This is a genomic window from Micromonospora sp. I033 (assembly GCF_053890995.1).
Genome location: NZ_JBSSLX010000051.1, coordinates 1 through 21,858, shown reverse-complemented (window position 1 = coordinate 21,858; position 21,858 = coordinate 1). Strand labels below are relative to the sequence as shown.

Here is a 21,858-nt window from a genome sequence, read left to right as displayed (position 1 = left end):
GAACGACGTGAATGAACGCCGGTCACGGCCCGCCCCGAAGGTGACATCCGAGGTCGCGCGGGTATGCGTGCGGCCGAGCTGGAAAGGGGTCGAGCATGCAGCTGTCCTTCCTGCGCCCGCTCTACGACCGTCCCGGGCCCTGGTGCTCGGTGTACATGGACGCCTCCCGGGACACCCACGACGCGCGTCCGCAGGTCGACCTGCGCTGGCGCGCGCTCAAGGGAGACCTGATCGGTCAGGGCGCCGACGCGGCGACCGTCGAGGCGGTCGAGGAGGTCGTCCGCCGGCACAAGCCGATGCCCGGCGACTACGGCATCGCGGTCTTCGCCACCCGGGGGCGGGTGGTGCTCACCGAGTACCTCTCCGCGCCGCCGCTGCGCGACCTGGCGAGCTGGTCGGCGCTGCCGCACACGATGCCGCTGGTCGCCCAGCGCGGCGAGCAGATCGCCTGGGTGCGGGTGCTGGCCGACCGGACCGGGGCGGACGCCGTCGCGGTCAGCGCCGGCGGCGTGCCGCGCCGGGCCACGGTGACGGGCCGGGAGAGCCACCAGTTGCGCCGGGTGCAGCCGGGCGGCTGGTCGCAGTCCCGCTACCAGCGGGCCGCCATGGAGGCGTGGCACCACAACGCCGGTGACGCCGCCGCGGCCACCGCCGAGCTGGCCGACCGGGTCGGCGCGGACGTGGTGGTGGTGGCCGGGGACGTCCGGGCCACCGGGATGATCGCCGCCCAGCTGCCGGAGCGCTGGCAGGACGTGCTGGTCCGCACCGACGCCGGCTCCCGCGACTACATCGGCGCCGACGACACCCTGATGGACGACATCACCGTGCAGACCATCGCCGAGGTCGCCGACCAGCGGATCGCCACCGCGCTGGACCGCTTCGGCGTGCAGGAGGACGTCGGCGCCGGCCTCGACGCGGTGGTCTCCGCCCTGCAACGCAACCAGGTCGACACCATGCTGATCGTCGACGACGCCTCCGCCGACGGCGAGCTGTGGATCGGGCCCGAACCGACCGAGATCGCCACCGACCCGCGGCAGCTGGCGGACATGTCCGTGGCCGACCCGCAGAAGGTACGCGCGGACGCCGCCCTGCTGCGCGCGCTGATCGGCACCGAGGCCGAGCTGACCGTGCTCGCGCCGGAGGAGGCGCCGGAACTCACCGACGGGGTCGGCGCCGTGCTGCGCTACGTCGACGCCAGCACGCCCGGGCGGGGCAATGGCTGACCGCACGGTGGCGGACCTGGTCGTCGAACGGCTGCGGGCCTGGCGGGTGCCCCGGGCCTTCGGCTACCCGGGTGCGGCGATCGCCCCGCTGGTGGCCGCGCTGGACGCCGCGGGCGGGGACCCGGACTTCGTCCCCGCCCGGCACGAGGAGACCGCCGCGTTCATGGCCACCGGGCACGCCAAGTTCACCGGCGAGATCGGGGTCTGCCTGGCCACCCAGGGGCCGAGCGCGGTGCACCTGCTCAACGGCCTCTACGACGCCAAGCTGGACAGCAAGCCGGTCGTGGCGATCGTCGGCGAGGACGTCACCGGCCCCCTCGGCGGGGCCCACGAGGAGATCGGGCTGAGCCGGCTCTTCGGCGACGTCTGCAACCAGTTCGTGCGCTACGGGCGGGTGCCGGACCAGGTGCCGGTCCTGCTGGACCAGGCGTTCCGCACCGCGGCGGCGACCCGCAGCCCGACCTGCGTGGTGCTGCCGCACGCCCTCCAGGTGGCCGCGGTGCCCGACCTGATGCCGCAGACCGCCGGCGTGATGTCGGCGACCCCGGGTGAACCGCTGGCCCGGGTGCTGCCGCACGACGCCGACCTGGACGCCGCCGCCTCGCTGCTCGGCGGCGGCCAGCGGCTGGCGATCCTGATCGGCCAGGGCGCGCACGGCGCGGCCGACGAGATCATGGCCCTCGCCGACCGGCTCGGCGCGGGCGTGGCCACCTCGCTGCTGGGCAAGCCGGTGCTGGACGAGCGCCTGCCCTTCCACACCGGAGTGCTCGGCGAGGTCGGCACCACCGCCGCCGCGCAGCTCATGGGAGGCTGCGACACCCTGCTCATGGTGGGCACCAACGACCCGTGGACCGACTGGTTCCCGATGCCGGGCCAGGTCCGCACCATCCAGATCGACATCGACGGGCGGCGCATCGGCACCCGATACCCGGTGGACGTGCCGCTGGTCGGCGACGCCGCCGAGACGCTGCGGGCCCTGCTCAACCGGGTGCCGGAGCGGCACAACGCGCAGTGGCGCGGCGTGGTGGAGAGTTCGGTCGACCGGTGGCGGGAGGCCGCCGCCGAGCGGGCCGCCGCCCCGGCCGAGCCGATCAACCCGCAGCTCGTGCTGCACGAACTCTCCGCCCGGGTGCCGGGCCGCGGCTCCGTCGCGGTGGACGTCGGCTCGGTCATCTACTGGTACGCCCGCCACCTCGAACTGCCCCCGGGCGTCCGTGCCCAGCTCTGCGGCACGCTCGGCTCGATGGGCTGCGCCCTGCCGTACGCGGTGGCCGCCAAGCTGGCCCGCCCGGACGAGCCGGTGATCGCGCTGCTCGGCGACGGGGCCATGCAGCTCAACGGGCTGGCGGAGCTGATCACCGTGGCCCACCACTGGCAGGAGTGGCGGGATCCCCGGCTGGTGGTGCTGGTGCTGAACAACCGCGACCAGTCCGGGATGGGCGGCGGGCGCCCGCCCGGCGCGTTCGCCGACCGGCGGCCCGACGTGCCGTACGCCGGCTGGGCCCGGCTGCTCGGCCTGCACGGGGTGCGGGTGGACCGCCCCGACCTGGTCGGTCCCGCCTGGGACGAGGTGCTGGCCGCGGACCGGCCCAGCGTGCTGGAGGCGGTGGTCGACCCGGCCGTGCCGCTGGACCCGCCCGAGCCGGCCCTGGCCGACCTGCGCGGGCTCTTCGCCGACGGCGACGCCGCCCGCCGGGTACGGGAGCGGGTGCTGGAGGCCGAGCCCGCCGTGGAGGCGGAGGACCTCGTCTAGCGGGATCCAGGCGCGGCCTCGGCGTCGTCGTCCGGGGAGGCCGTGCCGACCGCGTGCGGGCCGTGGGCCGCGGGCCGAGCCGTGCGGCCGGCTGGCTGCCTTTGCGGGGCGGTCGCGGCCTTGTCACCCGCCTTTCGAGCTGACGTCGGGGACGACTCAGCGGGGGCCGTGAGGTCCGCCGGCGGTCGCGGCTGACATCGCCACCGACCCGCCGGGCGGTCGCGCATTGCCACCGACCCGCCGTGCGGTCCGCCGGGCGGTCGCGCATCGCCACCGACCCGCCGTGAGGTCCGCCGGGCGCGCATCGCCACCGACCCGCCGTGAGGTCCGCCGGGCGGTCCCACATTGCCACCGACCCGCCGTGAGGTCCGCCGGGCGGTCGCGGGCGAACTCGCCAACGACTCAGCTCGAAAGGCGCGCTCGAAGGAATCGCCGCACCGGCGAGGCGATCGACGAGTGCGCGACCCGCACGTTCCCACCGCCGCACGCGGACGCTTCCCGGCCCCGCGATCCTGGGCAGCCGCCGCAGCGGAACGACAACGACAACTGTCCAAGATCCGGATCGATCGGGCCCGGAACCGGCCCGGCGCCCCCGTTCCGCCCCGGACGGCGGGCCACGGCGGAACGACGCGACTGGGTGCGGTGCGTGCCGCGCGTGCTGCCGCCGCCCACCCGCTGATTGGTCCGACCCGTGGGGGGATGCCCCGTTTAGACCCCAGAGGGACGGGAAGCCGGGCCGCGTGGTGAGCGAACGAGGCAAGGTGGGGTCGGTGCGGAAGGTACCGGTGGGGTCCACGACCGGCACCGGGCCCCCCGAGGACCGGGTGGTGACGCGGGGCAGTGCCGCCCGGCTGCTGGTGGCGGTGACGGCCCGGGCGCTGCGTGGCGACGACTGTGGCGACCTCGGCCACCCCGGCCCGCTGTCCCGCCTCACCGGCGCCCCGGAGCCGGTGCGCCGCGCCGCCGCGGCGCGGTCCGCCGGCCGGGCCGCGCTCACCCCCGCCCAGGTCGCCGACGTGGACGCCGAGCGGGTGGCCGGCTGGTTCGTCGGCCAGTACCCGACCCGCCGCTGGCCCGGAGCGGTCCTCGGCTCGCCGCACGGCGCGGCCGCGCACCTGGCGGTGGCCCTCGGGGTGCCCTGGCTGCCCGCCGGGTTCGAGGTGGCCGCGCACTGGGCCCGGGGCGCGGTGGACCGCCCGGATGCCGCGCTGGACCACGGGGCGGCGCTCGCCGGCCGGCTGCTCGCCGGCAACCCCGGCGTGCACGTCCGGCAGGTGCACTGCCCGGCCAGCCGGGGCGCCTCGGCCGGCGCCACGGTGGCCCTCGCGCTGCGCTGGCGGGCGCTACCCGCGGCGTACGCCCGGTTCCTGGCCGAGGGGCTGGAGCCCGGCGCGCCGGTGCTGCTGCTGCACGACGCGCGCACCTGGCCGGTGCGGGACGAGGGGAGCGGGCACAGCTTCCAGGTCGGCTCCCCGGCGAGCGGGCTCGAACCGGTCGACTTCCACCCGGACGCGCACGCGCTGCGCCAGGTGCTCCGCTCGGCCGGCGGGGACGGGGCACGCTGGACGCCCCCGGACGTCACCTCCCCGGCGGCCTTCGCCGAGAACGGCGTGGAGTCCGGTTTCGAGCACGACGCCCGGGAGTGGAGCGGCCGGCACGGGCACCCGCTGCACCGGGTCGTCGTCCCGCAGCCGGACGCGCTGAGCGCGGCGACCGCCGACCTGTACCGGCGCTGGCTGCGCCGGGCCGGGAAGACCGGTGACCGCCTGGTCGTCGAGTGCGGCCGGCTGCTCGACCCGTGGCAGGTGATCCGGGCCGGGCTGGTGCCCTACTGGTGCGAGAACGCGACGCGGCGGCGGGTGCAGGGGGTGGAGTGGTGGCTCGCCGGCAGCGAGCCGTTCAGCTCGGTGGACGTGCTGCCCGAGCCGCCCGGGGTCCGCTCGCCGGCGCTCGCGGGGCTGCCGCAGTGGCTCGCGGTGGCCGGGTTCGGGCGACGCCGGCGGGCCCTGGACCGGGGCGCGGCGCGCGGCTACCCGGTCACCGCGGTGCCCACCCGGCGTGCCACCGAGGTGTTGCGCAACCAGCCCTACGACCTGCCCACGCCGCCGCCCCTGCGGATGGCCGAGGCCCTCGCCGCGCTGCGCGACGCGGGCGCCCACCAGGGGTTGCTCGTCTCCTGAGGCCGGCCGTCGGCGGGTCGCCGACCAACCTGGCGAAACATCCTCGCGATCCTGCGGACCGTGATTGAGTACCTACGGAGCGGGAACACCGCTCGCCGCGAGACGGCCCACGACGCCGTGCGGCGGGCGGCCGCCGCTTCCGGCGTTCCGTCACGTAACCCAACTTCCGGCCCGGTGCGTGGCCCGACCACGCGCACGACCGGTTCCGATCCGGGCGGGGGACCTTCCTGAGGGAGGCGCGGATGTTCGGACAGACCACCACACCCACACCACCACCCACCGAGCGGGGCCTGGAGGACCTCGACGCGGCGGCGCTGGCGTACGCGGCACGGATCGCCGGCCTGCCACCGGAACGGCGGCAGGAGGCGCGGGACGACCTGGTCCGCTTCGCGCTGCCCTTCGCCGGCCGGCTCGCCCGCCGCTACCGGGGTCGCGGGGAACCGCTGGAGGACCTGGAGCAGGTGGCCCGCCTCGGCCTGGTCAACGCCGTCGACCGGTACGACCCGGAGCGCGGCTCGTTCACCGCGTACGCGGCGATCACCATCGTCGGCGAGATCAAACGGCACTTCCGGGACCGCACCTGGGGCGTGCACGTGCCGCGCCGGCTGCGCGACCTGATCCTGGAGGTCGGGCAGGCGACCGCGGCGTTGACCAGCGAGCTGTCCCGGGCGCCCACGGTGGCCGAGCTGGCCGAGCGCCTGGAGACGCCGGAGGAGGAGATCCTGGCCGCCCTGGAGTCGGCCGCCGGCTACAGCCCGGCCTCGCTCAACGCGCCGGTCGGCGGGGAGAGTTCCGCCGAGTTCGGCGACCTGGTCGGCGAGTCGGACAACGCCCTGGAGTCGGTCGACGACCGGGTCACCGTCAGCGGCCTGCTGCACCGGCTGCCCTGGCGGGAGCGGCGGATCCTCGCCATGCGCTTCTACGGCAACCAGACCCAGGCGGAGATCGCCGCCCGGTTCGGCATCTCGCAGATGCACGTGTCCCGGCTGCTGTCCCGGGCGCTGACCTGGCTGCGCCAGGCGATGCTCGCCGACGCCCCGCCGCCCTGGCAGAACGGCGCGGCCGAGTCCGAGCCGGCCCGGGCGCGGATCTCGGTGAAGCAGAACGGCGACCGGGTGGTCGTCGAGGTCGGGGGAGAGGTCGACCGGGACGGCGCGGACCAGCTCCGCAAGGCCATGCTGGAGGCCGTCACCGGGCAGCCCAGCGAGGTGGTGGTCGACCTGGTGGGCGCGGGCGGCTTCGACGCCGGCGGGATCGCCGCGCTGATGGCCGGCCGGGACGCCGCCGCCCGCACCGGGGTGCCGCTGCGGTTGACCCGGGTGCAGCCTGCGGTGCGCCGCTCGCTCGCCGCGGCCGGCCTGCCGGCGGCCGACTGACCCGTACGTGACAAGCAGGGCCGGCGCCCGAAGGCGCCGGCCCTGCCGCGTGCGGTGGTCCTGCTCAGTTCTCCTCGGTGTCCCCGGGCCCGCGGGGGTGCTCCCAGCGGGGGTGAGACGGCTTGCTGCGCTGCGGGCCCAGCTGGGTGTCCTCCGGTTCGTCGGTCTCGTCGAAGCTGGGCCGGCGTACCTCCTCCGGCTCCGGCACGTCGACCGGCCGCGCGCCGGACTGCGGTGCGGGCTGATACTCGACCGCCTCGCGGGCACCGTGCGCGCCCTCGGCGGCCGGCGACTCCGGGACGTGCCGCTCGTGGTGCAGCGCCTCGGCGAAGTGCTGCGGCGGCTTGGTGGTGCGCTGCGGCAGGTCGCGGCCCAGGTCGGCGACCAGCGGGCCGTACTTGGCGTCGAAGGCCGGCCGCTCGGAGCGGATCCGCGGCATCCGGTCGAAGTTGCGCAACGGCGGCGGGCAGGTCGTGGCCCACTCCAGGGAGTTGCCGAAGCCCCAGGGGTCGTCGACGGTGACCATGGCGCCGTACCGCCACGACTTCCAGGCGTTGTAGATGAAGAACAGGGTGGACGCGCCGAGGATGAACGACCCGATGGTGGAGATGTCGTTCAGCACCGTGAAGCCGTCCTCGGCCAGGTAGTCGGCGTACCGGCGGGGCATGCCCTCGGCGCCCAGCCAGTGCTGCACCAGGAACGTCATGTGGAAGCCGGTGAACATGGTCCAGAAGTGGATCTTGCCCAGCCGCTCGTCGAGAAGCCGCCCGGTCATCTTCGGGAACCAGAAGTAGACGCCGCCGAAGGCTGCGAACACGATGGTGCCGAAGAGCACGTAGTGGAAGTGCGCCACCACGAAGTACGTGTCGGAGACGTGGAAGTCGGCGGGCGGGCTGGCCAGCAGCACGCCGGTCAGGCCACCGAACAGGAAGGTGACCAGGAAGCCGACCGCGAAGAGCATCGGCGTCTCGAAAGTGATCTGCCCCTTCCACATGGTCCCGATCCAGTTGAAGAACTTCACTCCGGTGGGCACCGCGATGAGATAGCTGAGGATGCTGAAGAACGGCAGCAGCACCTGCCCGGTGACGAACATGTGGTGCGCCCAGACGGTCATCGAGAGCACGGTGATCGCGATGGTGGCGAGCACCAGACCGGTGTAGCCGAAGATCGGCTTGCGGGCGAAGACCGGGATGATCTCGGTGATGATGCCGAAGAACGGCAACGCCACGATGTAGACCTCGGGATGGCCGAAGAACCAGAACAGGTGCTGCCAGAGCATCGGCCCGCCGGTGGTCGGGTCGTAGACGTGCGAGTTCAGGAGCCGGTCCGAGCCCAGGGCCAGGAGCGCCGCGGCGAGCAGCGGGAACACGAAGATCACCAGGACGCTGGTGAGCAGCAGGTTCCAGGTGAAGATCGGCATCCGGAACATCGTCATGCCCGGTGCGCGCAGGGTGACGATCGTCGTGATCATGTTGACCGCGCCGAGAATGGTGCCGAGTCCGGAGACCACCAGCCCGACCACCCACAGGTTCCCGCCCACTCCCGGGCTGTGCTGCGCCGTGCTCAGCGGCGTGTACGCGAACCAGCCGAAGTCGGCCGCGCCTCCCGGGGTGGCGAAGCCCCCCAGCACCATCGTGCCGCCGAACAGGTACAGCCAGTACGCCAGGGCGTTCAGCCGGGGGAACGAGACGTCGGGCGCGCCGATCTGGAGCGGAACGATGTAGTTGCCGAAGGCGAACACCAGTGGCGTGGCGAACAGCAGCAGCATGATCGTGCCGTGCATCGTGAACAGCTGGTTGTACTGCTCCGGGGAGACGATCTGCATCCCCGGGCGGCCCAACTCGGCGCGGAGCACCAGGGCCAGCACGCCGCCGATCAGGAAGAATATGAACGAGGTGATCAGGTACAGCAGCCCGATGAGCTTCGCGTCGGTGGTGCGCAGCAGCCGCCACAGGGTGTTGCCCCTGGTCGCCTCCCGGACCGGTCCGGGATACCCGCCGAACCGGGCCGGCGCGAGGATCGCCGGCCCGCGGTCGCGTGGCTCCGTGACTACCCGTTTGGGCATGGCTCTCACCCCGTATGACGACAGACAGGACGGGCACGCGTACCCGGCCCGCTACCCATCAAACCAGGCGAGAGCGGAGAATTCGGTCAGTTCGCCGGCAGCATGGCCCAGACCACCTTGCCGGCGCCCGCCGGGGTGCTGCCCCAGCGCTGGGTCAGGTCGCGGACCAGCATCAGCCCGCGCCCGCCCTCGGCCCGCAGGTCGCGGTCGGTCGCCACGCGCGGGTCGGCCGGGCTGCCGTCCATCACCGCCACCCGCAGATACGGCCGCCGCAGGGTCAGCGTCACCTGCATCGGGGTGCCGGCGTGCCGGACGACGTTGCCGACCAGCTCGGTGAGGACCAGCGAGGCCGGGCCGGCCAGCTCCGGGACGTTCCACCGGGCGCACGCGTCGGTGACCAGCTCGCGGGCCCGCCGGCAGGCCCCGGCCACCGGCTCCAGCCGGGCCCGCAGCCGTGGCGTCGCCTCCGCGCCGGCCAGCGCGGTCGCCTCCGCGCAGTCGCGGCGGACCGGCACCACCCGGCAGGCGGTGGTCTCGGCGAGCCAGGCCGCCGCCTCCGGCGGCGGGGCGGACAGCACCATCGGCACGGCCGGCCAGTCCGCGGCCCGGCGGGCCGCGGCGGCGAAGACGGAAAGGGCGAGCGGGTCCGTGACGTCGAGCTGCGCCAGGTCGACCACGAGGGCGTCCGGCTGCGCGGCCAGGCACCGGTCCAGCACCGTGTGCACCGAGCGCATCGTGCCCAGGTCGAGCGCGCCGGCCAGCCGTACGACGGTGACCGGCGACTCGTCGCGGACCTCGCACCTGATCCGGGTCGACATCAGTCCCTCGTTTCGGTCTCGTCGGGGGGACCTGGGAAGTACCCGCGCCCGGGGCGGGTGAAACCGGACATGCGCCCCGGGCGCGCCTGGTCAGCGGCGATTGCGGTCACGGGTGGTGAGCAGCCCGAGGGCGATCATGCCGGCGCCGAGCAGGAAGTGCAGCCAGTTGTCCCCGCCGTTGAGCGGAAGGAAGTTCGCCCCGCTGTCGTGGTCGACCACCACACCGTAGAGCCAGAGCACGAGGTAGATCGCGCCGCCGCCGATCAGGAACGCCCGGGCCCCGGAGATCGTCCGGGCCAGCAGCAGGCCGGCGACGCCGAACACCAGGTGCACGATGTTGTGCAGCACGGAGACCTGGAACAGCCCGAGCAGCTTCGCCTCGGAGTCGTGCCCGGCGAACTTCAGGTCGTCGAACTGGGTGGTGATGCCGGGGATGAAGCCCAGCACGCCGATCACCAGGAAGATAACGCCGACGGTCGCCGCGGCCCGGCGTACGGGCGCCCGGCCGTCGGCCGGGTTGCGTCGCCCGCGGGAGTGGGCCATCGAATTCGTCATGCCGGCCTCCTTGCCAGACAAGGGACCGGGCGGCTTTCCCGGGGACACCGCGGTCAAACAAGTGCCCGCCCCGGACCGTCCGGGGACGGTCCGGAGCTAGCAACGGTACGGCTCAGGCGAGCGCCAGCGGCCGGGCGGCGAGCCGGCGGACCTCCTGGTACAGCTCGACGTACCGCCGGGCCATCACCTCCGGGGTGAACCGGGCGGCCGCCTCGCGCCGGCACTCGCCCTCCTCGAGCAGTCCGGCGGCCAGCACCAGGTCGCCCAGCTCCTCCTCGTCGGTGGTGAGCAGCCCGGTGCGGCCGTGCTCGATCAGCTCCGGCAGGCAGCCCCGGGCCATGGCCACCACCGGCGTGCCGAGCGCCAGCGACTCGACCACCGCGGTGCCGCCCGGCTCCTCCCAGCGCAGCGGGAACAGCGACGCCCGCGCCCCGGCCACCAGGTCGTCGCGCTCCTGCCCGGCGACCGTGCCGACCCAGCGGACGAGGTCCCCGTCGACGTGGGGGGCCACCTGCTCGTAGAAGAACCGCACGTCCGGGTTCTGCCGCGCCTCGTCACCCGCCGCCGCCAGGTCCTCGGGCCGGTGGTACGGGCCGACCGGGCCGGCCAGCACGAGCGGGAAGCCGACCTGCCGGGCCAGCCGGGCGCCCAGGTCCTGCCCCTTGCCCGGATTGATCCGACCCAGGATAACCACGTGCTCGCCCTTCTCCGCCACGGGCCGACGGTCGGCGTCGACGGCGAGCGGGGTGGACAGGTGCACGTGGCCTACCGAGTGCTCCTGGAGGGCCCGGGGCGCCCGGGCGAGCTGCGACGCGGAGACGCCGTTGACCCGCACCCGGTCGCCGCCGTCCAGGTTGCCGTAGAGCTCCGGGTGCTTGGCCAGGTCCCAGTGCAGGGTGTGCAGCGCCGGCGGGCCGTCCGGACCCATCGCGGCCAGGGTGGCCAGCCCGACGGCCTCCACGTGGTCGTGCACCAGGTCGATGTCGTCGCGGCTGTGCAGCGCGCGGACCACCCCGTTCAGGTGCGCCTGGGACACCCCGCAGACCTGGTTGTACGGCCGTTGCAGGGCGTGGAACTGCCCGTCCGGGAAGACCGCGATCTTCTCGTCGACCGGCAGCGTGCTGCTCTCCACCGAGGCGAGCACCACCCGCACGCCGAGCCGGCGCAGCTCCGGCACCAGCGTGGCGACCACGTTCTCGATCCCGCCGTAGCCGGGCGGTGGCACGGACAACCAGGGACCGGCGTTCATCAGGACGGTGAGAGTCATCGGGCGCGGTCCCTTTCCTCGGTGGCGCTCATGCCGCGACCCGACGCCGCGGCACCCGGTGTCGCAGTTCCGCCAGCGGCGGCCGTTCCTCGATCGAGACGTCGCTGACCACGATCTCTCGGTCCAGGTTGGGCAGCGCCTCCGAGCCACCCCGCCGGAACTGGGTCAGCAGGGCGGTCGGGTCCACGCCCGGTGCCGCCCAGCCGCGCCGCTGCAACCGGGACCAGGCGGTCAGCATGATCTGGGCCGACATCCGGCCCAGCGCGGCGGTGTCCTGGTGGCGGTGCTTGCGCTCGCCCAGGTCCACCTGGGCCAGCGCGTCCAGCCCGACCAGTTCCAGCAGGTCGATGAGCATGGCCGTCTCCACGCCGTAGCCGGAGACGAACGGCACCTGCTCCAGCACCTCGCGGCGGCCGGCGTACTCACCGGCGAGCGGCTGCACGAAGCCGGCCAGCTCCGGCCAGAACAGGTTGAGCAGCGGCCGGGCCATCAGCTCGGTCACCCGGCCCCCGCCGTCGGCCTCGACGCTTGTCGCCCGGACCAGCGGCCGGTGGTAGAAGCCCTTCACGAACTCGACCGACGGGTCGGTGAGCAGCGGACCGAGCAGCCCGGTGACGAAGTGCGGCCGGAACTCCCGCAGGTCGGCGTCGACGAACGCGACCACGTCGCCCTCGGCCGCCGCCAGCCCGGCCCAGAGCGCGTCCCCCTTGCCGGTGAGCCGCGGGAGCCCGCGCGTCATCGCGTCCTGGCTGACCACCTCGGCGCCGGCCGCCCGGGCCACCTGCGCGGTCCGGTCGGTGGACCGGGAGTCCACCACGATCAGCTCGTCCACCAGCGGCGCCCGGTCCATCAGGTGCTGCCGGATCGTCGACACGATCGCGCCGACGGTCGCCTCCTCGTTGCGGGCCGGCAGCACCACGCTGACCCGGGTCTCGCCCTTGGCGCGCAGCAGGCGCCGCGTCGGCCAGTCGTCGGCGGAGGTGGTGCGGTAGGTGGCCCAGGCCTCCACCACTGGTGAGACGATCGAATCTGTATCCCGCACGGGCACACCCCCAGGTTGTGGCGGAACCACGGGCTTCTGGTTTTCCCATTTCGCTGCCCGTGCTAACCGGATCATGCCTAACAGCTTGATCACGACCCGGGTACCGGTCGGTTCCCGCCCGGTGAACGTCTGATTGCGCGTCCGTCGGCGTTTGGCCACGCGGCCGTCCGGGGAGTGCTCTCGGCAGTCTGTCGTCGCGGTGAGAGGGTCGAGAAGATGCGCACGTGCCGGGTGGGACTGGTCGGAGCCGGCGGGGTGGCGCAACGCCATGCCCGGGTGTTGACGGGCTTCGAGGACGTGGAACTGCTCGGGGTGACCGACGTCGCCCCGGACGCGGCGGAGGAGCTGGCCGGCGCGCACGGCGCCCGGACCTTCCGTGACATCGACGACCTGCTCGCCGCCGGCCCGGACGCGGTGTACGTCTGCGTGCCGCCGTTCGCGCACGGCCCGGTCGAGGAGGCGGTGATCTCCGCCGGCGTGCCGATGTTCGTGGAGAAGCCGGTGGCGGTGGACCTGGAGACCGCCGAGCGCGTCGCCGCGCTGGTCGAACGGCGCGGCCTGCTCACCGGGGTCGGCCACCACTGGCGCTACCTGCACGTGGTGGAGGAGGCCCGGCAACTGCTCGCCGACCGTCCGGTGCGGATGGTCAACGGGGCCTGGTTGGACAAGGTGCCGCCGGTCGCCTGGTGGGCCCGGCGGGACCGCTCCGGCGGGCCGGTCGTCGAACAGGCGGCGCACGTGCTGGACCTGGTCCGGCTGCTGGTCGGCGAGGCCACCGAGGTGACCGCGTACGGCGACGGCAGCCCGCCGCCGGTGGAGGGCGCGGACATCGACTCGGTGACCGCGGCCACCCTGCGCTTCGCCTCCGGCGCGGTCGGCACCCTCGCCGCGGCCTGCGTGCTCGGGTGGAAGCACCGGGCCGGCCTGGAGATCCTCGCCGACGGGATGGCCCTGTCGCTGGCCGAGGACGGCCTGACCGTCTGCGACGCCGACGGCGAGCGGCACCTGCCCGCCGACCCGGACGGCGCCCGGGTGGCCGTCGACCGGGCCTTCGTCGACGCCGTGCGGGGGATCGGTGACGACGTCCGGGTCCCGTACGCCGAGGCGCTGCGCACCCAGCGGCTCGCCCTGGCGGTGGCCGAGTCGGCGCGTACCGGGCGGGCGGTGGCGCTGCCCACCGGGCCGGCCGCGCGGATCACCGCCGCGGTCGCCGACGCGGTGCCGGCCGGGCCGACGGGGGTGACCGTCGATGCGTGACCGGGTGGTGGTGGTCAGCGGACCGGGCCGGGTCGAGCTGGTCGAGCAGGACGCGGCCGAGCTGCGCGAGGGCACCTTCCGGGTGGAGACGCTCTACAGCGGGGTCTCCGCCGGCACCGAGCTGAGCTACGTCAAGGGCACCAACCCCTACCTGCACGTCACCTGGGACGCCGGCCTCGGGTTGTTCCAGCCCGGCGAGGCCAGCACGCCGTACCCGGTCACCCGGCTGGGCTACATGCAGGTCGGCCGGGTGGTGGAGAGCCGCACGCCGGCCGTCGCCGTGGGCACGGTCGGCGCCATGACGTACGGCCACCGCAGCGGGTACGTCGCCGACCCGGTCGCCGAGCGGTTCGTGCCGCTGCCCGACGACCTCGACCCGCTGCTCGGCGTCTACGTCGCGCACATGGGGCCGATCTGCGCCAACGGCCTGCTGCACGCCGCCGCCGACCTGTGCGGCACCGACGTCCGCTCGCTCGGCGACGGGGTGCGCGGCCGGCGGGTGGCGGTGGTCGGCAGCGGGGTGGTCGCACTGCTCACCGCGCTGTTCGCCCGGCGGCACGGTGCCGCCTCCGTGGTGGTCCTCGACCCCACCCCGGCCCGCCGGGAGGTGGCCGAGGCGCTCGGCCTGGAGACCCTCGACCCGGCGGCGGACGACCCGGCCGTGGTGCTCAAGACCCGCTGGAACCACGCCGCCGGCGACCGGGGCGCGGACGTGGTCTTCCAGTGCCGGGGCCAGGACTGGGCGCTCCAGCTCGCGCTGCGCCTGCTGCGCCCCCAGGGCACCGTGATCGACCTGGCGTTCTACCAGGCCGGCGCGGACGCGGTCCGGCTCGGCGAGGAGTTCCACCACAACGGGCTGTCGCTGCGCTGCGCCCAGATCGGCCGGGTGCCGCGCGGGCTGGCCCCGACCTGGGACCGGGAGCGGCTCTCCGCCGAGACCGTCGAGCTGCTGCGCCAGTACGGCGACCTGATCCGCAAGCACGTCGTCTCCGCGGTGGTGCCGCTGGAGGAGGCGCCGGCTCTGCTCACCGACCTGGCGGAGCGGCGCCGGTCCGAGCTCCAGGTGGTGCTCACCGGCTGAGCCTGGGCGGTCCCGGTTACGGTGCTGCCATGACCACCGAAGCCGGCCGCCCGCCGGGGCTCGCCGCCCTGCTGCCGTACCTGCGCGCCCACCGCGGCACCCTCTTCACGGTGGGCGTGCTGTCGTTCACCGGCGCCGGGGCGGCGCTGGCCCAGCCCCTGCTCACCCGGGGCGTGCTGGACCGGATCACCGCCGGCCGCCCGGCGGCCGCCCTGGTCGCCGTCCTGGTGGCCCTGGTGGTGGTCGGCGCGCTGCTCGGCGGACTGCGCGACTACCTGCTCCAGCGCACCGCCGAGGGGCTGGTGCTGGGCACCCGGCGGCGGCTCGCCGGGCACGTGCTGCGGCTGCCGATCGCCGAGTACGACCGGCGCCGCACCGGCGACCTGCTCTCCCGGGTCGGCGCGGACACCACCCTGCTGCGGGCGGTGGTCACCTCCGGCCTCTTCGAGACCGTCACCGGGGCGGTCATGGTGCTCGGCGCCGGCACCGCCATGCTGCTGCTGGACCCGCTGCTGTTCGGGGTGACCCTGGCCGCCGTCGCGATCGGCGTCGGCTTCGCCCTGACCGTCGCCCGCCGGGTCCGGGGGCTGGCCCGCCAGGCCCAGGAACGGGTCGGCGAGATGACCTCCGCCGTCGAGCGGGCCATCTCCGCGGCCCGGACCATCCGGGCCAGCCGGGCCGAGCGGCGGGAGACGGCCACGGTGGTGGCGAGCGCGACCGACGCGTACGCGGCCGGGCTACGGGTGGCCCGGGCCCAGGCGGTGGTGGGCCCGGCCAGCACGGTCACCGTCCAGGGCGCCTTCCTGCTGGTGCTGGCCGTGGGCGGTGCCCGGGTGGCGGCCGGGGCGATCAGCGTGGGCGACCTGGTCGCCTTCGTGATGTTCCTGTTCTTCCTGGTGCTGCCGCTGGGGCAGGCGGTGCACGCGTACACCCAGTTGCAGAGCGGGCTCGGCGCGCTGGCCCGGATCGAGGAGATCCTGGCCGTGCCGGGGGAGGGGGCGGACGAGCGGCCGGCCCCGGTGACCGCCGTGCCCCGCGCGACCGGGCCGGCGGCGGTCGAGTTCGACCGCGTCACCTTCGGCTATCCGGGCGGCCCGCCGGTGCTGCACGGGGTGAGCTTCACCGTGCCGGCCGGCACCCGCACCGCCCTGGTCGGCCCCTCGGGCGCCGGCAAGTCCACCCTGCTCGCCCTCGTGGAGCGCTTCTACGAGGTGACCGGGGGCACCCTGCGCCTGGACGGGATGGACGTGCGCGACCTGCCCCGGGACGCGCTGCGGGCCCGGCTGGGCTACGTCGAGCAGGAGGCCCCGGTGCTCGCCGGCACGCTCCGGGACAACCTGCTGATCACCGCGCCCGACGCCACGGACGACCGGCTGCGCGGCGTGCTCGACGAGGTCAACCTCGGGCACCTGGCCGAGCGGACCGCCGACGGGCTGGACGTGCAGGTCGGCGAGGGCGGCGTGCTGCTCTCCGGCGGGGAACGGCAGCGGCTGGCCATCGCCCGGGCGCTGCTGGCCGGGCCGCCGGTGCTGCTGCTGGACGAGCCGACCAGCAACCTCGACGCCCGCAACGAGGCCGCGCTGCGCCGGGCCATCGACGCCGTCGCGGTGCGCCGCACCCTGCTCATCGTGGCGCACCGCCTCTCCACCGTCGTGGACGCCGACCAGATCGTGGTGCTGGACGCCGGCCGGGTGGTCGCCGTGGGCACCCACGACGAGCTGACCTCGACCAGCCCGCTCTACCGCGAGCTGGCCACCCACCAGCTCCTGGTCGGCTGATCAAGAAACCGCCCTGACCTGCGGAAACAGCTCGAAACCCCGACACCGCCCGGCACCCCCGCCGGGCGGGGGCCACAATCGGCTCCGGTTCGCGTACCGTTGCCGCTCATGGGTGTGTCGCAACGTCTGAAGAGCAGGTTCCGGCGGTTCCTCGAGCGCCCGGGGACGACGGTCGACCTGGCTCCGCTGGAGAAGCTGCTGCCGGCCATCGAGGCCCGCGAGGCGGAGCTGGAGAAGCTCTCCGACGCCGAGCTGACCGAGGCCGCCGGGCAGGCCACGGGCTACGAGGAGATCTGCGCGATCGGTCGCGAGGCGGCCCGCCGCGGCCTCGACCAGCGGCCCTACGACGTCCAGCTGCTCGGCGCCATGGCGCTGCTCTCCGGCAAGGTCGCCGAGATGGCCACCGGTGAGGGCAAGACGCTCACCGCGACCATCGCCGCGTACGGGCACGTCCGGATGGGCAACGGCCCGGTGCACGTGCTCACCGTCAACGACTACCTGGCCCGCCGCGACGCCGAGTGGATGGGCCCGGTCTACACCCTGCTCGGGCTGACCGTCGGCTGGGTCAACGAGGCGTCCACCCCCGAGGAGCGGCGCGCCGCCTACGCCTGCGACGTCACCTACGTGGCGGTCAGCGAGGCCGGCTTCGACTTCCTCCGCGACCAGCTCGTCACCGACATCGACGACCGCGTCCAGCCGCCGCTGAAGACCGCGATCGTCGACGAGGCCGACTCCATCCTCATCGACGAGGCCCGGGTGCCCATGGTGCTGGCCGGCGCGGTCCCCGGCGAGCAGGACCCGGTGCACGCCGCCGCCGCGCTGGTCCGCGGCCTGCGCAAGGGCCGGCACTACACGATCGCCGAGGACGGCCGCAGCGTCGCCTTCACCTCGGCCGGCCTGGCCACGGTCGAGGCCAAGCTCGGCGGCATCGACCTCTACGACGAGGAGCACGTCGCGCAGCTCTCCGCGGTCAACGTGGCGCTGCACGCGCACGCCCTCCTGCACCGCGACGTCGACTACATCGTCCGCGAGAAGTCGGTCGAGCTGATCGACGAGATGCGCGGCCGGGTGGCCCAGCGCCGCCGCTGGCCGGACGGGCTCCAGGCGGCGGTCGAGGCCAAGGAGGGCCTGGACGCCACCGCCGAGGGCGAGGTGCTCGGCACCGTCACCGTGCAGGCGTTCATCGCGCTCTACCCGACGGTCTGCGGGATGACCGCCACCGCGGTGCTCGTCGGCGACCAGCTCCGCGAGTTCTTCGGCCTCGAGGTGGCGGTGATCCCGCCGAACACCCCGTGCATCCGGGAGGACGAGCCGGACCGGATCTACGCCACCCGGGCCGAGAAGGAGGAGGCGCTGATCGACGAGATCAAGCGCTGCCACGAGGCCGGCCGTCCGGTGCTGGTCGGCACCCTCGACGTCAAGGAGTCCGAGGGGCTGGCCGCCGGCCTGCACGCCGCCGGGGTGCCGTGCGTGGTCCTCAACGCCAAGAACGACGACGAGGAGGCGGCGATCATCGCCGAGGCCGGCGCGTACGGCGCGGTGACCGTCTCCACCCAGATGGCCGGCCGGGGCGTCGACATCCGGCTCGGCGGCAGCGACCAGGCCGACCGGGAGCGGGTCGCCGACCTGGGCGGCCTCTACGTGATCGGCAGTGGCCGGCACGACAGCCGCCGGGTCGACGACCAGCTCCGCGGCCGGGCCGGCCGGCAGGGCGACCCGGGTGGCTCGGTCTTCCTCGTCAGCCTGGAGGACGACCTGGTCGTCCGGCACGCCGGTGACACCGTCCCGCCGTCGCCGCGGATGAACGCCGACGGCCTGGTCACCGACCCGCAGGTCGACTACGCGGTGGAGCACGCCCAGCGGGTCGCCGAGGGCGTCAACCACGAGATCCACCGCAACACCTGGCGCTACAGCGTGGTGATCGAGCAGCAGCGCAAGGCGCTCGCCGAGCGGCGCGAGCGGCTGCTGACCAGCGACATCGCGGCGCTGATGCTGCTGGAGCGGGTGCCGGAGAAGGCCGGCGAGATGGACGAGGACCTGCTCGCCGAGGTGGCCCGGTCGATCGCTCTCTACCACCTCGACCGGCTCTGGGCCGAGCACCTGGCCGAGCTGTCCGAGGTGCGCGAGGGCGTGCACCTGCGGGCGCTGGGCCGGCTCGACCCGCTGGACGAGTTCCACCGCAGCGCGGTGCCGGCGTTCAACGCGCTGGTCCCCGAGATCGAGACGCGCACCATCGCCACCTTCGAGGAGACCGAGTTCGCCGACGGGTGGGAGCCCGACGCCGCGAAGCTGGTGCGGCCGACCGCCACCTGGACGTACCTGGTGCACGACAACCCGTTCGGTTCCGAGCTGGACCGGCTGATCGCCTCGGTGGGGCGGCGGCTCATCTCCGGCTCCCGCTGACCGCCGCAAGGGGTCCCTTCCGGCGCGCGCCCGCGCCGGAAGGGACCCCTTTGCGCGGTTTCGATCCCGGTTTGCGAGGGTAGTAGGCCGAGGCTTCGAGTCAGGGAGAGAGCGAACATGGGACAGGCAACGGCGCCGGACGGGGACACCGCGTGGACGGACGCGGAGGTGGCGGAGGCCGTGGCCCGGTGAACCTCGACACGCGGGAGCCCATGATCGACACGCTCGGGGTGCTGGAGACCGCCGCGCTGCTGCGCGAGCTGACCGCCGGCCTGATCGCGGTCGCCGACTTCGACGAGGCGCTGGCCCGGCTGGTCAAGATCGCCCGGGACGCCGTACCCGGGGTGGACTGCTGCGGCTTCACCGCGCTGCGCGCCGGTGAGCCCGCAGGGGTGGCCGCCTCCGACCCGGAGCGGGCGGAGCTGGACGACCTGCGGCACGGCCCGGACACACCCGCCATGACCGCCATCCGGCGGCGCGAGATGATCACCGCGGCCGACCTTGCGGGCGAGTCGCGCTGGCCGGCCTGGGCGGAGCGGGCCCGCGGGCTCGGCGTGCACGGGGTGATCTCCGCGCCGGTGGACGTGGACGAGCAGGTGATCGGCGCGATCAACCTCTACGCCGAGTCGGCCGCCGCGCTCACCCCCCGGCACCAGCTCACCGCCATGCTCCTCGCCGAGCACGCCGGGTTGCTGCTGGCCGCCACCCGGGACCGGGAGCGGCAGGCCGCCCGGGCCGACCAGCTCGACACCGCGTCGCTGGCGGAGGGGGTCGTGGGGCAGGCCGTCGGCGTCATCATGACCCAGCGCGGCTGTCCCGCCGCGGAGGCCCTGGACGTGCTCCGCAGCGCCGCTTCCTCGTTGGACATACCGCTGCGCGAGGTGGCCGAGCGGCTCGTGCTCACCGTCTCCCGGTCCCGGGACAACTGAGCGACATTCGTTTCACCCCGGTGGGCCTCGGGTAGCACCCTGGACTGGTGAGCTGCTCCGACCTGGGGAGGAACCGATGGAGAGCCGGCTGCGGGTGCAGGGACACCCGATCCAACCGATGCTGGTGACGTTCCCGTTCGGACTGTTCGTCAGCGCCGTGGTCTTCGACCTGGCCGACGTCGCCGGCGGTCCGGCGTTCCTCGGCGAGGTGGGCTACTGGACGGCGGTCGCCGCCCTGGTCGCGGCCGCGCTCACCATGGTCGCCGGGATGGTCGACCTGTGGGACGTGCGGTCCGGCCGGACCCGCCGGACCGCGGTCACGTTCAACCTGGTCAACGCCGCGATGGCGGCGCTGTTCCTGCTCACCTGCCTGATCCGGGCGCACGCGCCGCAGCGCGGCGCGAACGGCGTCCAGGTCGCCACCGAACTGCTCGGGCTGGCCGTGGGCTCGGTGGGGGTGTGGCTGGGCGCCCGCCTGATGCGCCAGTTCGACCGGGGCCGCGCCACCGAGCCGACCGGCTTCGAGGCGCTGCGGGACATCCCCGGCGCCACCGTGGAGATCATCCGCCCCAAGGCCTGAAAACGCCTTGCCGCCGGCCGTACCCGGTCGGCAGGCTCGGCGGGTGAACACCGGTCAGGATGCCGACGAGCTGATCGCCGAGGGCGCGGCGGCGCCGGTCGAGGGCTGGGACTTCTCCTGGCTCGTCGGGCGGGCCACCGAGGAACGCCCGCCCTGGGGGTACGCCCGCCTGGTCGGCGCCCGGATGGCCACCGTCGGCGCCGCCCTGGACATCGACACCGGCGGGGGAGAGGTGCTGGCCGCGGTCCCCGTCCCACCGCCGCTGCTGGTCGCCACCGAGGCGTGGCCGCCGAACGTGCCGGTCGCCCGGCACACCCTGGGCCGCATCGGGGCCGGCGTGGTCCAGGTGGCCGACCGGCCGCCGCTGCCGTTCCGCGACGCCTCGTTCGACCTCGTGGTCAGCCGGCACCCGGTGGACACCTGGTGGGACGAGATCGCCCGGGTGCTGCGCCCCGGCGGCAGCTACCTGTCCCAGCAGATCGGCGCCGGCACGGTCCGGGAGCTGAGCGAGGCCGTCCTCGGACCGCTGCCGCCGCCGGCCAGCCGCCACCCCGAGCAGGCGGTCGCCGCCGCGGAGGCCGCCGGGCTGACCGTGGTGGACCTGCGCACGGCCACCCTGCGGACCGTCTTCCACGACGTCGGCGCGGTGGTCTGGTTCCTGCGCAAGGTGGTCTGGACCGTACCGGGCTTCACCGTCGACCGCTACCGCGCCGAGCTGCGCCGCCTGCACGTGCGGATCCGCGCCGAGGGCCCGTTCGTGGCGCACGCCCGACGTTTCCTCATCGAGGCCCGCCGCCCCTGACCCGGCCCGGCGTCAGTGCGCGGCGGCGTGGTGGGCGGCCAGCACGTCGGCGCCGAAGTCGCTGGCCGGGCGGCGCAGCACGGTGTGCGCGTGGTTGCCGTCCTCGGTCGTGTTGTCGTACTCGATCAGCAGGTCGTCGCCCTGGATCCGGTAGTAGTGCCGCTGCCCCGGCCCGACCGGGCCGGCCCAGGCGAAGTGCAGCTCGCCGCCCGCCAGCCGGCCCGCCTCCCGGCCCGCCAGCTCGGGCGGGAGCCGGTCCAGGTAGAGCGCGACGAGCTGGTCGAGCAGTGCCCGGCCGGTCGGGGTGAGCCGGTCCCGGGGCACGCCGAGCGGATCGAGCCGCCCCGGCGCGGTGGGCCGGGTGGCGCTGATGATGTCGGCCGGCGCCTCGTCGGCGACGACCGCGGCGGCCCGGCCCGCCGGCCCCAGCGCGTCGAGCAGCTCACGGGCCAGGTCCTCCTCCGGCCCGAGCGGCCGGGAGACCGGCCGGCCGGCGTGCCGGACGGTGGCGGGGTTGGCGCCGAGGAAGATCGGGGCGGGGGAGACCTGGTCGTCGACGACGGTCATGCTGACCGACAGGTGGTGCCCCTCGAACCGCCACGCCCACCGGTCGTCGCGGGCCGGGTCGCCGAAGACCGCCACCCAGTAGTCGCCGCTGTGCCGGCCGCGCCGCCAGCCCTCCGCCCGGTCGAGCACCTCCTCCAGCGCCACCACCGCCATGGCCTGGGCGTACGCGGCGGGGCTGAGCG

At 74.7% G+C, this 21,858-nt stretch carries 17 protein-coding genes; 11 read left to right on the top strand and 6 right to left on the bottom strand.

Annotated elements, in window-relative coordinates; genetic code table 11:
- Window positions 1-95: 95 nt before the first annotated feature.
- The 4 genes from ACW0Q9_RS11705 to ACW0Q9_RS11690 all read left to right on the top strand — a co-directional run bounded on the left by ACW0Q9_RS11705 (window position 96) and on the right by ACW0Q9_RS11690 (window position 6,532).
- Entirely contained in the window at window positions 96-1,223 is a 1,128-nt protein-coding gene (locus ACW0Q9_RS11705) for a baeRF2 domain-containing protein (RefSeq protein WP_456180474.1), read from the top strand.
- Entirely contained in the window at window positions 1,216-2,976 is a 1,761-nt protein-coding gene (locus ACW0Q9_RS11700; RefSeq protein WP_456180472.1) for a thiamine pyrophosphate-binding protein, read from the top strand. Before ACW0Q9_RS11705 ends, ACW0Q9_RS11700 begins: the two co-directional genes overlap by 8 nt.
- A 770-nt stretch (window positions 2,977-3,746) precedes the next feature.
- The gene (locus ACW0Q9_RS11695) at window positions 3,747-5,156 is read left to right on the top strand and encodes a hypothetical protein (protein WP_456180470.1); all 1,410 of its coding nucleotides are present in this window, start codon (window positions 3,747-3,749) and stop codon (window positions 5,154-5,156) included.
- Window positions 5,157-5,398: 242 nt separating this feature from the next.
- On the top strand, window positions 5,399-6,532 hold the full coding sequence (locus ACW0Q9_RS11690; protein ID WP_456180468.1) for a SigB/SigF/SigG family RNA polymerase sigma factor: 1,134 nt from the start codon (window positions 5,399-5,401) through the stop codon (window positions 6,530-6,532).
- Window positions 6,533-6,596: 64 nt separating this feature from the next.
- Here the strand turns inward: ACW0Q9_RS11690 and ctaD are convergent, their stop codons facing one another.
- The 5 genes from ctaD to ACW0Q9_RS11665 form a co-directional block, all read right to left on the bottom strand.
- Window positions 6,597-8,597: an aa3-type cytochrome oxidase subunit I gene (ctaD, locus tag ACW0Q9_RS11685; protein ID WP_456180466.1), complete on the bottom strand. Its 2,001-nt coding sequence runs from the start codon at window positions 8,595-8,597 to the stop codon at window positions 6,597-6,599.
- Window positions 8,598-8,683: 86 nt separating this feature from the next.
- Entirely contained in the window at window positions 8,684-9,415 is a 732-nt protein-coding gene (locus tag ACW0Q9_RS11680; protein WP_456180464.1) for an ATP-binding protein, read from the bottom strand.
- Between the two features lie 90 nt (window positions 9,416-9,505).
- On the bottom strand, window positions 9,506-9,970 hold the full coding sequence (locus ACW0Q9_RS11675) for a DUF4383 domain-containing protein (protein ID WP_456180462.1): 465 nt from the start codon (window positions 9,968-9,970) through the stop codon (window positions 9,506-9,508).
- 112 nt (window positions 9,971-10,082) lie between these two features.
- Window positions 10,083-11,237 (bottom strand): glycosyltransferase, encoded by a 1,155-nt coding sequence (locus ACW0Q9_RS11670; RefSeq protein ID WP_456180460.1) that lies wholly within the window; start codon window positions 11,235-11,237, stop codon window positions 10,083-10,085.
- Between the two features lie 28 nt (window positions 11,238-11,265).
- Entirely contained in the window at window positions 11,266-12,246 is a 981-nt protein-coding gene (locus ACW0Q9_RS11665; RefSeq protein WP_456180490.1) for a glucosyl-3-phosphoglycerate synthase, read from the bottom strand.
- 249 nt (window positions 12,247-12,495) lie between these two features.
- Between ACW0Q9_RS11665 and ACW0Q9_RS11660 the strand changes: the two genes are divergently transcribed.
- From ACW0Q9_RS11660 to ACW0Q9_RS11630, 7 genes are all read left to right on the top strand, one after another.
- Window positions 12,496-13,536: a Gfo/Idh/MocA family protein gene (locus tag ACW0Q9_RS11660; protein ID WP_456180458.1), complete on the top strand. Its 1,041-nt coding sequence runs from the start codon at window positions 12,496-12,498 to the stop codon at window positions 13,534-13,536.
- Window positions 13,529-14,617 (top strand): zinc-binding dehydrogenase, encoded by a 1,089-nt coding sequence (locus ACW0Q9_RS11655; RefSeq protein ID WP_456180456.1) that lies wholly within the window; start codon window positions 13,529-13,531, stop codon window positions 14,615-14,617. Before ACW0Q9_RS11660 ends, ACW0Q9_RS11655 begins: the two co-directional genes overlap by 8 nt.
- Before the next feature lie 29 nt (window positions 14,618-14,646).
- Complete coding sequence (locus tag ACW0Q9_RS11650; protein ID WP_456180454.1) at window positions 14,647-16,395, top strand: ABC transporter ATP-binding protein; 1,749 nt, start codon at window positions 14,647-14,649, stop codon at window positions 16,393-16,395.
- A 108-nt stretch (window positions 16,396-16,503) separates the two neighbouring features.
- Window positions 16,504-18,798 carry an accessory Sec system translocase SecA2 gene (secA2, locus tag ACW0Q9_RS11645; RefSeq protein WP_456180452.1) on the top strand — a complete coding sequence of 765 codons (2,295 nt, stop codon included), beginning with the start codon at window positions 16,504-16,506 and terminating at the stop codon, window positions 18,796-18,798.
- Window positions 18,799-18,986: 188 nt separating this feature from the next.
- Entirely contained in the window at window positions 18,987-19,727 is a 741-nt protein-coding gene (locus tag ACW0Q9_RS11640; RefSeq protein ID WP_456180450.1) for a GAF and ANTAR domain-containing protein, read from the top strand.
- Between the two features lie 76 nt (window positions 19,728-19,803).
- Complete coding sequence (locus tag ACW0Q9_RS11635) at window positions 19,804-20,307, top strand: DUF2231 domain-containing protein (protein WP_456180448.1); 504 nt, start codon at window positions 19,804-19,806, stop codon at window positions 20,305-20,307.
- A 43-nt stretch (window positions 20,308-20,350) separates the two neighbouring features.
- Window positions 20,351-21,109, top strand: coding sequence for a class I SAM-dependent methyltransferase (locus ACW0Q9_RS11630; protein ID WP_456180446.1), 759 nt, complete (start codon window positions 20,351-20,353; stop codon window positions 21,107-21,109).
- A 12-nt stretch (window positions 21,110-21,121) separates the two neighbouring features.
- Here ACW0Q9_RS11630 and ACW0Q9_RS11625 read toward each other — a convergent pair.
- Window positions 21,122-21,858: DUF3500 domain-containing protein (locus tag ACW0Q9_RS11625; protein WP_456180444.1), on the bottom strand; the 737-nt coding region annotated here is incomplete at its 5' end.